Source organism: Halonatronomonas betaini (assembly GCF_015666175.1).
GTDB lineage: Bacteria > Bacillota > Halanaerobiia > Halanaerobiales > Halarsenatibacteraceae > Halonatronomonas > Halonatronomonas betaini.
Genome location: NZ_JADPIE010000006.1, coordinates 148,347 through 162,936 on the forward strand (window position 1 = coordinate 148,347; position 14,590 = coordinate 162,936).

19 protein-coding genes are annotated in these 14,590 nt (G+C 32.2%); 2 read left to right on the plus strand and 17 right to left on the minus strand.

The window, feature by feature from the left end; all coding sequences use genetic code 11:
- Positions 1-351: a hypothetical protein gene (locus I0Q91_RS11095; RefSeq protein WP_270454609.1), complete on the plus strand. Its 351-nt coding sequence runs from the start codon at positions 1-3 to the stop codon at positions 349-351.
- A 287-nt stretch (positions 352-638) separates the two neighbouring features.
- On the opposite strand, the gene I0Q91_RS11100 is transcribed toward I0Q91_RS11095, so the two are convergent.
- Positions 639-1,520, minus strand: coding sequence for an acetamidase/formamidase family protein (locus tag I0Q91_RS11100; protein WP_270454610.1), 882 nt, complete (start codon positions 1,518-1,520; stop codon positions 639-641).
- Positions 1,521-1,619: 99 nt separating this feature from the next.
- Here I0Q91_RS11100 and I0Q91_RS11105 point away from each other — a divergent pair, with 99 nt between their 5' ends.
- The gene (locus I0Q91_RS11105) at positions 1,620-2,486 is read left to right on the plus strand and encodes a DegV family protein (RefSeq protein ID WP_270454611.1); all 867 of its coding nucleotides are present in this window, start codon (positions 1,620-1,622) and stop codon (positions 2,484-2,486) included.
- Here I0Q91_RS11105 and coaW read toward each other — a convergent pair.
- The 16 genes from coaW to ftsA form a co-directional block, all read right to left on the minus strand.
- Positions 2,473-3,291: a type II pantothenate kinase gene (coaW, locus tag I0Q91_RS11110; RefSeq protein ID WP_270454613.1), complete on the minus strand. Its 819-nt coding sequence runs from the start codon at positions 3,289-3,291 to the stop codon at positions 2,473-2,475. The two genes, I0Q91_RS11105 and coaW, sit on opposite strands and share 14 nt — an antisense overlap.
- A 17-nt stretch (positions 3,292-3,308) precedes the next feature.
- Positions 3,309-4,232 (minus strand): RluA family pseudouridine synthase, encoded by a 924-nt coding sequence (locus tag I0Q91_RS11115; RefSeq protein ID WP_270454615.1) that lies wholly within the window; start codon positions 4,230-4,232, stop codon positions 3,309-3,311.
- Between the two features lie 7 nt (positions 4,233-4,239).
- Positions 4,240-4,680 (minus strand): signal peptidase II, encoded by a 441-nt coding sequence (gene lspA / locus I0Q91_RS11120; RefSeq protein ID WP_270454616.1) that lies wholly within the window; start codon positions 4,678-4,680, stop codon positions 4,240-4,242.
- Positions 4,673-4,909 carry a hypothetical protein gene (locus I0Q91_RS11125; protein ID WP_270454618.1) on the minus strand — a complete coding sequence of 79 codons (237 nt, stop codon included), beginning with the start codon at positions 4,907-4,909 and terminating at the stop codon, positions 4,673-4,675. The genes lspA and I0Q91_RS11125 overlap by 8 nt, the downstream gene beginning before the upstream one ends.
- A gap of 23 nt (positions 4,910-4,932) precedes the next feature.
- On the minus strand, positions 4,933-6,096 hold the full coding sequence (locus I0Q91_RS11130; protein ID WP_270454620.1) for a hypothetical protein: 1,164 nt from the start codon (positions 6,094-6,096) through the stop codon (positions 4,933-4,935).
- Positions 6,097-6,113: 17 nt separating this feature from the next.
- Entirely contained in the window at positions 6,114-7,040 is a 927-nt protein-coding gene (glsA, locus tag I0Q91_RS11135; RefSeq protein WP_270454621.1) for a glutaminase A, read from the minus strand.
- Positions 7,041-7,042: 2 nt separating this feature from the next.
- On the minus strand, positions 7,043-7,702 hold the full coding sequence (locus tag I0Q91_RS11140) for a DivIVA domain-containing protein (protein ID WP_270454622.1): 660 nt from the start codon (positions 7,700-7,702) through the stop codon (positions 7,043-7,045).
- A 17-nt stretch (positions 7,703-7,719) separates the two neighbouring features.
- The gene (locus tag I0Q91_RS11145; protein WP_270454623.1) at positions 7,720-8,508 is read right to left on the minus strand and encodes a photosystem II electron transport protein, Sll1252 family; all 789 of its coding nucleotides are present in this window, start codon (positions 8,506-8,508) and stop codon (positions 7,720-7,722) included.
- Between the two features lie 18 nt (positions 8,509-8,526).
- Positions 8,527-8,805: a YggT family protein gene (locus I0Q91_RS11150; protein ID WP_270454624.1), complete on the minus strand. Its 279-nt coding sequence runs from the start codon at positions 8,803-8,805 to the stop codon at positions 8,527-8,529.
- A 20-nt stretch (positions 8,806-8,825) separates the two neighbouring features.
- A complete protein-coding gene (locus tag I0Q91_RS11155; protein ID WP_270454625.1) occupies positions 8,826-9,269 on the minus strand; it encodes a cell division protein SepF in 444 nt (147 codons plus the stop codon).
- Positions 9,270-9,294: 25 nt separating this feature from the next.
- Complete coding sequence (locus I0Q91_RS11160; protein ID WP_270454626.1) at positions 9,295-10,017, minus strand: YggS family pyridoxal phosphate-dependent enzyme; 723 nt, start codon at positions 10,015-10,017, stop codon at positions 9,295-9,297.
- A gap of 1 nt (position 10,018) precedes the next feature.
- Complete coding sequence (locus I0Q91_RS11165) at positions 10,019-10,909, minus strand: biotin/lipoyl attachment domain-containing protein (protein WP_270454627.1); 891 nt, start codon at positions 10,907-10,909, stop codon at positions 10,019-10,021.
- Positions 10,909-11,586 (minus strand): peptidoglycan editing factor PgeF, encoded by a 678-nt coding sequence (gene pgeF, locus I0Q91_RS11170; protein WP_270454628.1) that lies wholly within the window; start codon positions 11,584-11,586, stop codon positions 10,909-10,911. Before pgeF ends, I0Q91_RS11165 begins: the two co-directional genes overlap by 1 nt.
- Before the next feature lie 65 nt (positions 11,587-11,651).
- Positions 11,652-12,107, minus strand: a complete 456-nt coding sequence (gene nrdR / locus I0Q91_RS11175; protein ID WP_270454629.1) for a transcriptional regulator NrdR — start codon at positions 12,105-12,107, stop codon at positions 11,652-11,654.
- A gap of 21 nt (positions 12,108-12,128) precedes the next feature.
- The gene (gene ftsZ, locus I0Q91_RS11180) at positions 12,129-13,208 is read right to left on the minus strand and encodes a cell division protein FtsZ (protein WP_270454630.1); all 1,080 of its coding nucleotides are present in this window, start codon (positions 13,206-13,208) and stop codon (positions 12,129-12,131) included.
- A gap of 30 nt (positions 13,209-13,238) precedes the next feature.
- A complete protein-coding gene (gene ftsA, locus I0Q91_RS11185) occupies positions 13,239-14,525 on the minus strand; it encodes a cell division protein FtsA (protein ID WP_270454632.1) in 1,287 nt (428 codons plus the stop codon).
- Positions 14,526-14,590 lie beyond the last annotated feature (65 nt).

Genomic DNA, 14,590 nt, shown 5'->3' on the forward strand with positions numbered 1-14,590 from the left:
ATGCGCGAAACTAAAAAGGCAGTCAAAATTATCAGTGAACTAATGACTTATTTCTTCGATCAAGGGGCAAAAAATGTTGAGGTCAAGTTCAATTCAGATGATGTTGGCCAGGAAAAAGAATATGAAATCATCATTGAAGGCTTAATAGAATATATTTCAGGTGAAGAATTAACAAAACTTAGAGAAGAATTGAATACTAGCAGAGAGGCCCAGGTTGAAGAATATTACTGGGAACTTGCAGGAGAAGGTAATAACTCTAGAGAAATGAGCCTGGTTGGCATGCTAGTAGATAACTCTGTTGTAGAATATAAAGATAATTACTTAAAAATAACTCTCTGGCGCCAGGATTAAATAAAAATATAATCAATTTAATCAGGCCTGAGCATTAGCTCAGGCCTGAAGTTTTATTTGAAATTAAGTTTTTTTCTCTTATTAAGTTCCAGTCAAATTTCGGTATTTATTCGCTTTAGCTTCGGTCTTTCTTCGGTTTAGCTTCGGTTTAGTTTCGGTATAAATACGGTATAGATTCGATAAAAATAATAACATGGACTCTTTTTTAAAATAACTGATTTTATGAACTTAATTTATTATATCATAAATTTAAATATAATCAATAAATAGGTGGTGCATTTAACTAATTATAATTTACTTTTATCTATTGTAAATCTTGCCGTCTTTAAAGGGTCAACAACCTGACAGATTTCAGCATCTCCAATCAAACTCATAATTAAGCCAGCTTCAGTCAGATCAAACTCATAATTTTCAACAAGATAATTAGCCATTTTCTCTGTAGCCATATCTACAGCCTCATCTAAAGTCTCTGCAGAAGCTACAGTTGAGATTAACTCTCCTTTTTCAATAAAAGGCACAGGTAAATCTTTATCTCTGATAATTTCTGTCTTTAATTTTATCTTGCCTCCAGCTTCAGCAGCACAGACAACAATTTCACCATCTCCCATTAATGCATGCATATCACCTGCAGCTAAAAGAGCCCCATCAGTTTGAACTTTAAAATAAACAGAAGCTCCTGGCCCCAGCAGTTTGCAATCCATATTACCTCCATGTTCACCTGGTGTCCCGGTAGAAATATCATAACCATCTTCCGGGGCAATTCCAATCACACCTACCATAGGTTCCAGATCAAATTTATATTTATCAGAAAATATAAGTTTGTTATTCTTAATTGGCAAAATCTTAGCAATAGATTCTTCAATCAGATGACCTAAAACGCCATCTTTGGGAGCTGCAATCATAACTGCCGGACTTTCAAGTTCTATAGATAAAATCTCAACTTTTAATATATCTCCTTTTTTAGCCCCTTCAATAAATACCGGCCCAGTAGCAGGATTTATATGATCCCAGTTCATCTCAGAAATAACATCATCTTCTGATTTTAATTGACCAGAAAAGCAGTCATATGTGCTAATTGTGAATTCTTCACCAGGTTTAACTTCTGCTATTGCTTTATTTTTTTGATTAAAAGAATATATTACTTTGTTTCTATCAATTAATTTTGACATTTAAAATCACCCTCTAAAATTATTTTATTAAATTTGAAAAAAATAAGCCAGTAGTATATAATTTGTAACAGAATTATCAATATATTTAGGAGGACTGAAATGAATACTGAAATAGTAATAGATAGCGCCTGTGATCTACCTGCAGAAATGAAAGAAAAATATAAAGTCTTACCCTTTAGAATAATTATCAATGAAAAAGAATATAGAGCTGGCAAAGATATCGATATTCAGCAAGTATATGAACATATAAAAAAGAAAAATTACCCAAAAACAGCTCAGGTCAGCCCTAACGATTATAAAGAAACCTTTACTGAACTGGCCAAAAACAAAAAAAATTGTATCTATATAGCATTTTCAGCAGCAATGTCAGGAAGTTTTCAAACTGCTAAATTAATGGCTAGTGAAGTGAAGAATGAATACCCTGACTTTAATATAGAAATTATTGATTCAAAAGCAGGTTCTACTGCTCTAGGACTTCTTGTCAATCACACTAAAAAATTACTGGATAATGGTCTCCCACTAAAAAAAGTTGCACAAATAATCAGGACCGAACGGGAAAACCTGATTCATCTATTCTCTCTGGATAACCTAACAACTTTGCAAAGAGGTGGAAGATTAAGCAAAGGCAAAGCCTTCATCGGTAATATATTAAATATTAAACCTATCCTTGAAGTTGTTGATGGAGAAATAGTTCTTTCAAAAAAAGTAAGAGGTCAACAAAGAATGCTTAAAACACTTATCACTGAAATGGAAAATAAGGGTCAGGATTTAAGTAATCAAATCATTGGTATTAGTCATGCTGATGATGAAGAATTGGCCCTAAAACTAAAAGATAAAATAAAAGACAAATATAATCCTGATGGTTTTTTAATAAATATGATCAGCCCTGTTTTAGGAGCTCATCTCGGAATTGGTGGGATTGGCATCTTCTTTTTCTGCAAGCCCCCTGAAATTAATCCAGGCTAGAAATTGCAGCTCCAATAGCTGTTGAATATTCTGCTTTGTCAGGGAAATAAAAATCAACTGAAAATAACTTTGTTTTTTTCAGCTTCTTTAAAACTTCCTGGCCAATAGTCATACTTGATAATTTGCCGGTAATTACTATCTCCTGACAATCTCTAATCTGGGCAGCAAAAACTGAAAGCATACCAACTGTTTGAAATACAAGATTTATAATACCTAAAGAATAATCTGATCTGGATGGCTTATTATTTAATTTACCAAAATTAGAAGCTGTAATATCAGGTTTTAAATCACCTATTTGATCAAGAGAGATATCTTTAACTCTTAAATCAACATTTTGTAAACTACCAGCGTCTGCCATGTCTACAATATCCTGATAATCAGAGCTATTTAATATTGCATTACCCAGGCCAACAATTGTACCGCCACCAACACCTGTTCCACCTAAATGAGTAATAGAGCCGTTATCATTAAAAACTATAGCAGTGCCTGTTCCCATACTTACAATAACTGCCCTTTTTAAACCTGTTAAATAAGCTCCACCTGCTCCAATAGCCTGAAACTCAGGCACTTTAATAGTTTTTATTCCAAATAGATCTCTTTTAACAAAGGAAGAACCTACACCGGTTACAGCAATCTGGTGAATATCATTCAAGTTAAGATCTTCTTTTTCTAAAAAACTGCCTAAAGCTCCAGTAGCAGATGTTAATGGGTCACTTGCTTCAACAGTTAAATTACCAGTCATTTTTTCATCTTGAAATCCAACAATATCTGTTGTACTACCACCAATATCAATACCTAAAATCATTAAAACTGCCTCCTAACTTACTGCCTATTAAGATAGTCTATTACTTTCTTATAATCATCAAATAATGGCGCTATTATTTTAATAATTTCATCTTTTAACGGGTGTTTAAACTCTAATTTATATGCATGGAGCATCTGTCTTGGTATATCAACAGATAGATTGGTTTTACCCCCGTATTTACTATCACCAATTACAGGATGACCTAAAAACTCTAAATGAGCCCTTATCTGATGGGTTCTACCAGTTAATATTTCAATTTCCAGCTCTGAAAAGCCTTTATATTCAGAAATGATTTCATAAATTGAAACAGCTTTCTTACTATTGTGCCTGACAACAGCCATTTTCTTTCTATCATTTGGGTCTCTGCCAATAGGCGCCTCTATTTTAGCTTTTTGATGCTCAGGCATACCTTTAACTATGGCTCTATAGATCTTCTTTATATCCCTATTTTTAAACTGGCTCGATAATTTCTGATGGGACTGATCAGTCTTAGCTATTACAATTGCTCCTGAAGTATCTTTATCCAGCCTGTGGACGATTCCTGGTCTTTTTTTACCTCCAATTCCTGACAGGTTATTTAGTTGAAATAATAAGCCTTCAACTAAGGTTACACCATCATATGTTGGAGCAGGATGAACTGGAATGCCAGCAGGCTTATTAATTACAGCCAGATATTCATCCTCATACAATATTTCTAAATCAAGATTGACAGGTTTAAGACTTAAGCTCTCTGCCTCTGGAACCTTAACAATTATCCTATCATTAAAATTAATTAGATAGGAATCTTTTTCAACAATGCTTTTATTAACTATAACTAAATTTTTACCGATTAATTTCTGGATGTAAGAACGAGAAAAATCTAATTTATCTGCTAAAAATTTATCTATTCTTATATCGCTTTCATCAGCAATTAATTTTAACTCTTCTTTCAATCTTTCCACTCCTAAATCATAATTCTTCAAATTTAAAAATAAATAATATTAACCCCAGTACTCCTAAAACTATATAAATATCTGCAAAATTAAAAACTGGCCAGATCTGAAAATCAAAAAAGTCAATAACATAACCATATATTAATCTATCTAAAATATTACCAGTTGCACCGGCAAAAACAAAAACAAAAAACAGATTAATATAAAAATTATTAGAAAAAACCTGGGATTTCAAATAAAATAATAATATAATAATAAAAAGCTGTATAATTAATATAATTCCAGTCCGGTCAGCTAATAAGCCAAATGATATTCCGGTATTTCTAACATAGGTAATATGAAAGATCCCCTCTATTAAGGGGCGACTTTCCCCGATAAACATTGTATTTTCAATATAAAATTTACTTAATTGATCAATACCAATCAATAAAAGAAAAATAACTCCAAATTTAATCATCTGCTTTTAAATCCTTATAAATTTCCCTTATTCTATCAGCATATTTCTCAGGAGCTTTTAACGACCCCCAGCCATGTTGAAATTGATAGATCCCATCAAAACCATAATCATAATTACTAATAATTTCATAGGGGATTTCTTCCTTATCAAGTTCAGATTTAATTAATCCAGCCTCAAATTCATTATCAAACTCTAATACTTTTACATATCTTTCGTCTTTAGAAGCCATATTTATAACCCCTTTTATAATATTTAATATCCAATTAAAGTTGCTTCTGGCAATAATATAACCCCATCGAAGATATCATATGGATTTGCCTCAATTTTTTGATAGTATAAATTTAAATCCATCTTTTTATTTCTAAATATTCCCCTATCAAAATCCATATAAATATTATCATCAAGGCCTATAAGATTAGCCGCACTCTTAAATAAATCATCATCTTCATTTTCTTTAATATTAATATCTTTTATACCATTATTGCCATCTGTTATATTTCCAGTCATCGGTAATGTTAAAAGACTATAACTTGATTCTACAGGTGATTCATCACTATTTAAATATTCAGCCAGCCATTGTTTCCTGGATCCTAAATAATGCTCTTTCTGTGCCTGATAAAAGCTATAATTAAAAATGGCATTACCATTATTATTTAAACGTTCATTTGCCAACTCTTTAATTAATTCTTCTCTTAAAGTATGAGCCTCTCTATAATCAATATCCCACATCTCACGAATCTCAATACTAGTTAATTCAACATCAATCATCTCAACTAAAAGCCTATTCCAGTCAGAACCCCAGCTTTGATTAAAATTAGAACTATTATTTGATAATATATCCTTAAATTCTAATAAAATATCTCTTCTATCAGCTGCAGATATTGTTCTATTTAATAATCTATTAACTGTATCCCTTTCAGGCAGTTTCTGCCTCATATATTGCAATGAACTAATAAATTGATCTTCTTGAGAATTCATGTCGCCTGTTTTAACTGAAATCCCGGGACTATTTGAATTATTATTATATTCTCTAATTCTATTTAAAAATATTGCCCAGTTAGAAATGACTTCCTCTACAAATAGATCAGGACTTAAATCACCTTTAACATAAGAATCAAATATCCAGCTATAGGCATGTCTATCCCCCAGGACAACTAAAGAAATATCATTATTTTCAAATTGATGGATAACAAAATCTACCAGTAAATCCTGATGTTCTTGAATCCCTCTAAACTGGCCAATAACAATAGCTTCTTTACCAGATACTGTTTCTAATAAATTTATAGGTAAATCCCCTTTAGAAAAAGTTTCTGAAGCATCAATTATATCATCTTCACTTATTCTAGAACAGCCTGTTAAATTTAAAATTATTAATGTCAGGACTAGAAATAAAAAGAGTCCTTTAAATTTCCTCATTATCATCACCTAAAATTCTATAACATATGTAAATTTAATTCTTCTGAAAGACTTTTTAAAACATTCATGCCAACCACACTATTACCTGAATTATCAAGTGATGGCCCAAAAACACCAATTCCAAATCTATTCTTTACTGGCGCTAAAATACCACCAGATACTCCACTTTTAGCAGGAATACCTACATCAATTGCAAAACTGCCTGAGCGATCATACATTCCACATGTTAACATTATTGACCTAACAATTGAAGCAACCTTTTTTGAAATAATTCTATCTCCAGTAATTGGATCAATACCCCTATTTGCAAAAACCGAAGAAGCCCTGGCAATATCCACAGTATCAACCTTTATAGAGCATTGTTTGAAATATAAATCAAGAGATTTTTCAACATCTCCCTTTATTATCCTGTGATCTTTTAAGAAATAAGCTAGAGAACGATTCCTGTCTGCTGTCATCTTTTCAGATTTATAAACTTCCTCATCAACTTTTAAATCTTTATTCCCAAATAAATTTTTAAAAAATTTCAGTAAAATATTAAAACTATTTTCTGATTTGTTTTCTCTTATTAGAGAAGTTACTGCAATAGCACCGGCATTTATCATAGGATTAAAAGGCTTAGGATGACCAACTAATTTATTAATAGAATTAAACTCTTCTCCTGTTGGCTCTACCCCAACTCTCTTAAAGACAGCCTCTTCTCCTAATTCTAATATTGCTAAAGCCAGAACAATTGGTTTTGATATACTCTGAATCGTAAACTTATAATTCCAATCTCCAGCTTTATAAACTTCTCCAGTCATATCAACCATTACTACGGCCGCTAAGTTAGGTTCAACCTTATTTAAAGCAGGTATATAACTTGCAACTTTTCCTTTTTGATAGTTTTTTAAATTACTCTCTAATATATTTTTTAATAAAATATTGCAATTATTTTTATCCATACTTAGTTATTCAGCCTTGTTTTATCCAGTTCTTCATTACGATACTCTTCTTTGGATTCACTTTCTTCAAATTCTTTAGTATCCTCTAGATCAGATAATTCTTCATCTTCATTTTCTGAATTATTCTGAACTAAATCATCACCTTCAAGATTTTCATCATCATGGCTGGCTTCCTTTTTATCATTAAAAATTTCTTCTTCAAGCTCAATTTCTTGATCAAACTTACCCTCTTCAATAATTTCCATATAATTTTCTAATAAGGATTTAAATCTAATCCTGAATAACTCTCTTTTTTCCTTTAAATTTTCTAGTTTGCTTTTTTCAGACTGAACCTCGTCTCTGGCTCTCTGTTTAATCTTTTCAGCCTCTAATTCAGCTTCTTTAATTATATTTTGGGCTTCTTTCTGGGCATGCCTTGTCTGATCCCTTACAGTTTCTTGAACACTCTCTAAAGTGCCTTCTAGTTTATCCTGAATACTTTTATAACTTTCTAATTTTTCCTGCAGGCGCTCTTTCTCATCTTCAAGTGAACTATAATCTTTTAGTAATCTTTCATAAGCCAGTCCTACCTCATCTAAAAATTCATCAACTTCATTTGAATTATAACCAAAAGCCGATTTTTTAAATTCCTTATTATAGATATCTAAAGGAGAAAATTTCATATATTTAACCTCCTATTTTATGTTATTCTTTCTAATTTCAATTTAATTCTACCTCGATTAGACTTCCCTCTTTTTTCAGCTACATGTAATCTTCCTCTACCCTTAAATGATATCATGTCTCCAACTTCCACATCAGCTGAAACATCATCAACTTCTTTCCAATTTAATTTTATTTTCCCAGAAGTAATATATTGAGAGCTCCTGCTTCTTGATTCACCAAAACCAGCACTGATTATAGCATCAAGTCTCATAGAAGCTACAGTTGCTAAAATTTCCTTATGATTTTCTGGTTTAAATTTAATGTCATCACGTTCAATTTTACTTGTCTTAATAGGGACTTCATTAACACTGGTTAAGTTAAGCTCAATTTCATCTGTTATCTCTGAACCAACTATAACCTGTGCAAAATCATCAAAGATTATTATATCACCTACATAATCTCTTTGAACACCTAAACCCATTATTGCCCCTAAAAAATCTCTATGTGAAAGATTTACAAAATCAAAATTACCTTCAATTTGATAAAAAGCTAAGGGTACTGTCTGATGATCTGGAAACAAATAATCTGGAAAGATCAAAATCCTTTTTCTTTCTGCTTTAGAATATCCACCATCAATCTTAAAATTTATTTCAGATATCTGTTCCAGTATTTTTTTAGCTATTTTTTGCTGATGCGGATTTAAAAACTTTGTAGCTATCTGTTGATTTCTCTCTTTAACTAAATCAATTTTATCTAGAATTCTTTCTCCTAAATCTCTATCCTCCTGATCACTTAGGAAAGATAATATATCATCGCTATACGCCATTTTTACATACTCCTTTAATTAAATTAAGCCATAAAATAAACTAACAATAATACTTCTTGCTATTCTTAATAAAAAGAAAGCTACAATTGGAGAAAAATCAATCCCCATATTACTGGTAGGCAAAACCTGCCTTATTGGCCTTAATATAGGTTCAGTAACCCCATAAATGAAGTTGATTGCTCCTCTAAAACTGGAGTTATACTGAATACCTCTCCCAAACCAGGATAATAATACCCTGATCAATATCAAAAAATATAAAATATTAAAAAATGCATCAACTGTCCTTATTAATAACAAAATCTAATACCTCCATTCATTTAATCAGTTACAAATTCATTTTTTATTGCATTTTCAATCGCTCTGGCATCTACATCAATTCCAGGTGGTGTAAAGATAAATACACCGGTACCTATTTTTTGAGTATTACCATTAATAGCATAAACAGAGCCACTTAAAAAATCAATAAACCGTCTGGCTAAAACTCTATCCCTCTCTTCTAAATTTAAAATGACTGCCTTTGATTCTTTTAAATCATCAACAATCTCCCTGACATCATCAAAAGATTCTGGACTATGAACTACCATCTGAATATCTTTGGTTCGGCTTAACTTAATGACCTTATTATCTTTAGCCTTTTTCTTTTTTATTTTCTTATTTTCATTATTATCAAGCTCATTATAGTCATCTTCAAACTCATCAATATTCTCTTCAGTAAAACCGAAAAATCCTATTAATTTTTTCCAGATACTTTCTTCTGTCATTTAAATCACCTGCTTTTTTAGTTTATTATTCATACTCTCTTTCTCCAAAAATTTCTCTTCCAATTCTAACATAAGTGGCTCCCTCTTCTACAGCAACTTCATAATCATTTGTCATACCCATTGAAAGCTCAGATATTTCGTAGCCATTAGAATTTAGGTCCTCCTTTAAATTTCTTAACTCTTTAAAATAAGGTCTTGTTTTTTCTGGATTATCAAAATGGGGCAAAATAGTCATCAAGCCTCTTATATCCAGGTTTTCTAATTTCCATAACTCAGGAAAGACATCCAGAAAATCAACCTTTGAAAAACCATACTTATTGTCATCACCAGCTATATTAATCTGAACTAAAACTGGAATAACTCTACCATTCTTTCGAGCCCGTTTATTTATCTCTCTTGCCAGCCTGGGACTATCAAGAGAATGGATCAATCGACAATTATCAAGCCTGGCCAGATACTTAACTTTATTTCTCTGTAAATGTCCAATGAAATGCCAGTTAACAAAACCTGGCTTCTCTTCTTCCTTATCCAGAAGTTCCTGAACTCTACTTTCTCCAAAGCTGTCAATACCCACTTCTTTTAATTTACTAATTTTGTTAAAATCCTGATTCTTGCTTACTGGTAAGATATTGATCTCATTAAAATCTCTTCCAGCTCTTTTTGCTGCTGCTTTTATTTTATTTTCAACTTTTTTATAATTAGTTATAACTTCATCTTCTAAAGCTTCATTTTCTGTATTTCCTATCATTTTAACCACCTCTACCATAATTCAAAACCTCAGGATTAATAATTATTCTATCTCCAAGGTTTAAGCCTTCTACAACTAATTCTTTTGAATTACCACCTATAATTTTTAAATTTCTAAATTCGATAATTCCTCGATTATTTTCTACTAAAACTCCACGGCCCTGTACTGTACTAAAAATAGCACTTCTTGGTATAACCAGACCCCGGTAAATATTGCTAATCAACTCAAAATTGATATGCCTTCTATTAAGCCAGTCATCTTTAAATTTATCAACCTCAATTAACAGAGCTGTCATTTCTGAATTACTTATTTTATTATATACTCTACCCTTTGTTAAATTTCTCTCTGTATTAGATTCATTTAAAAAGACCTGTTCTCTAATCTTATAATTATCTGCTTTAGAGTTCTCTAAAATAAATACAAAAAATACTCTATTGTTATTAACTATTCTATAGATTGGGTCTCCTGAGTTTATTTCTCTGCCACTGGTTAAATGCCTGAAATCTGGTTCCAAATCTCTGAATTTATCAACAGAATATTGATTTAAATTATCAATTTCAAATTCTTCTTCTAAACCATCAAAACCATAACTAATTAAGCCAGACTTTTTAGAATAAAAGGTTTTATTAAAGTTATCATTATTAACTTCAATAACCTCCTGACCATAAGAGGCTCTTTCACCTTCTTTAAATAAAAGAGATATAGTCCCATTACTATTACTATAAATTACTTCCTCATCTCTAATAACCAGTGCTCTAGATTCTACACTATCAATAACCTCACCATATAATGCAGATTCAAAATTCGGTTTCTGATTATAATAGCCTAAAATAACACCAATTATCATCATAATTAATATCAAGAGTAACCATTTTTTTTTGCCTAATTTCATCAGGGATTACTCCTTACTTTATAAATAAATGCAGCCATTCTTCCAGCAGAATTTCCATCACGACGGTATGAATGAAATAAATCTGGAGAATCATATGTCGATAAATTACTAATAAAAATATTTTTAGATGGAATGCCTGATTGGACCAGGAGCTCTTTATTAGCCTGTTTTAAATCTAGCTTATATTTATCTTTTTCCTGATCAGCTTTAAAGAATTTTAAATCTAAATTCCATTTACTCCTGAATTTTTGATATATTTCACTGCCAACCTGATAATTATCAAAATCAATTCCAGGACCAATAACAACCTGAATATCCTCTAAATTAAGTTTATAATATCTTACCATATCATTTAAAGTATGTCTGGCAATTTGGTTTAAAGTTCCCTGCCAGCCAGAATGAATAAGAGCAAAAACATCATTTTGTATGTCCAGGAAATATATAGGCAGACAATCAGCATGAATTGTCCTTATGATTGAATTACAATCTTTGCTGATAATTCCATCTGCTTTTATAGTAAAATCTTTTGATTTATGCCTGTTACTCTGACAATGAAAAACTATACTGCTATGAATCTGTTCTGTTTTTATAACTCTTTTTTCTGACTTATTTAGTAACTCCAATAAAACAGGATAATCATAGCCTTTGAGAGTAAATAAAAGTCGATAATTTTTCAACCTTTTTTCTAGATATTTAAAACCATTAATCCTTTTAAACTTAAATATTGTAATTCGACCTCCATTTACTCATCTTTTAATAGTCTATCTAATTCCTTTTTAAAAGTTTCAACATCTTTAAATTGCCTGTAAACAGAAGCAAAACGAACATAAGCAACCTGATCCAGGTCCTTTAACTTTTTCATTACTAACTTACCAATTTCATCGCTGGTAACTTCTTCGTCCATCCTGTTTTGCAATTCTTGCTTAACCTCTATTACAAGCTGATTAAGCTTTTCTGGGGAAATTGATCTTTTCTCACAGGCTTTATAAAGCCCGGCAAGGATCTTATCCTCTGAAAACATCTCTCTAGTACCATCTTTTTTCCTGACCATCAATGGTACTTTCTCATATCTTTCATAGGTAGTAAATCTTTCCTGACAATCAAGGCATTCTCTTCGGCGTCTGATTGTGGTATTATTTTCAGTAGTTCTTGAATCAATGACTTTACTATTTAAATTTGAACAGAATGGGCATTTCATCTAACCACCTCAGTTAATAGATTAACTATTCTTTCTTAGAAATGCCGGAATATCAAGTTCATCTTCTCCACCGACTGGCTCTAAATCTATTTCACTACTATTAAAATCTGTTCTTTGCTTGCTACCAGATTCTTTTTCAATAGATTTTGAGCGATTAAAACCTGTTGCAATAACTGTTACCATAACATCTTCTTCTAAATCCTGATCAATCACAGCACCTAGAATAATATTAGCATCTGGATCAGATACCTCTTTTACAATTTTAGCAGCTTCATATGCTTCATGAATCCCGAGATTATTGCCACCTGTAATATTAATTAAAACACCCTGAGCTCCATCAACAGAAGCTTCTAATAATGGCGAATCAATAGCATTACGGGCTGCTTCTTCAGCTCTATTTTCTCCTCTGGCAGTACCTATTCCCATCAGAGCAGAGCCGGCATCAGTCATAATAGTCTTAACATCACCAAAGTCAAGGTTTATTATACCTGTAATTGTAATCAGGTCAGAAATACCCTGGACACCCTGACGTAAAACATCATCAGCAATTTTAAAGGCATCAACAAGGCTGGTCTTTTTCTCTGCAACCTCTAATAATCTATCATTGGGTATAATTATTAATGTATCTACATTATCTTCTAATTCTTTAATACCATCTTCAGCATTATCCATCCTTTTAGTACCTTCAACTGTAAATGGCTTGGTGACAACACCAACAGTCAATGCTCCCTGATCCTTTGCTGCCTGAGCAACAACAGGGGCAGCACCAGTTCCTGTTCCTCCGCCCATGCCTGCAGTTATGAAGACCATATCAGCTCCAGAGACGGCATCTTCTATTTCCTCTTTGCTTTCTTCTGCTGCCTCTCTCCCGACTTCCGGATTAGCTCCTGCTCCTAGACCACGGGTTAATTTTTCACCTATCCTGATTGTAACTCCTGCACTGGATGACATTAAAACCTGGGCATCAGTATTAATAGCAATGAATTCAACACCTTCTAGACCATCTTCAATCATCCTATTAACAGCATTATTTCCTCCACCACCAACACCGACAACTTTTATATTTGCAAATTTCTCCATTTCTGTTCCTATATCAAACACAAAACATACCTCCTTTCAATTTTTAAAGCTTTAAAAGAAATCATCAAAGAATGTCTTCAGTTTATTAAAAAATGAATTCACTATTTCTTTATTATTTCGCTTGTTCCTTTTTTTAGTATGAGTACTAACTGATTTACTATTATTTATTGCATAGATTATTAGACCGACCCCTGTAGAAAATACAGGTGTAGGAATTCTTCCATCTTTTTTTACATAAACAGGATTATCAATAACATCAGAAAATCCACTTATGTAATCAGGTTCACCTAACCTTACTGGTAAACCGGTAATCTGAGAAGCCAGGCTACAACTCCCATCTAATAAAGAGGCTCCACCTGTAATAACCAGTCCTGCAGGTGTCATATCTTTAGTCCCGGTCTTTTTAATCTCTCTTTCTACCATTGAAAACATCTCTTCCATTCTCGGTTCAATAACCTGACAGAGATAATTTTTTGAAATCTTTTGTTTTTCATTTCCACTTGCCTTTAAAACATCAATTTTTTGATCCTCATCAATTTCATCGCAACTTGCTATACCATGTAAAATCTTAATCTTTTCAGCTTCAGAAATAGGCGTTCTTAAACCAACGGCAATATCATTACTTACATGATTTCCGCCAACTGGAAGAACAGAAGTATACTTGATATTTCCTTCATGGAATACTATAAAATCAGTTGTTCCACCTCCAATATCTACAAGGGCAACACCTAACTCCTTTTCATCATTAGAGAGCACTGAATAGCTTGAAGCTAATTGATCTAAAACTAATTCATTAACTTCTAATCCAGCTTTCTCAACACTTTTAACAAGATTATTAATTGATGTTGTAGAACCTTTGACAATATGAGTTTCAACTTCAAGTCTAACACCAGACATACCCTGAGGTTGCTTAATCCCCTTGGTCCCATCAATTATAAATTCTCTTGGGATAACATGGATTATTTTTTCTTCCTGGGACAAAGGAATTACTCTAGCAGCCTCCATAACCCTCTCAATATCAGATTCTTTAACTTCCTTATTACTCCCTGTTACTGCAACAACTCCGTGACTATTAACAGAATTAATATGAGAACCAGCTATACCAACATATACTGAGCCAACTTCAATACCAGCCATTCTCTCTGCTTTTTTGACAGCTTCAGAAATAGAATTGGAAGCTTTGTCAATGTCAACAACTATTCCTTTTCTTAAACCATCTGAAGGTGCAATTCCTAACCCTACAATTTCAATTTTATCATCCTGATTTACTTCAGCAATTAAAGCACATATTTTTTTTGTTCCAACATCTAAACCGGCAATTACTTTAGTTTGTGACAAATCATCAACCTCCTTCCTCCTACGTGTTACAATTCAACACAGGTAAGGTAAAATCCTTTTTTATA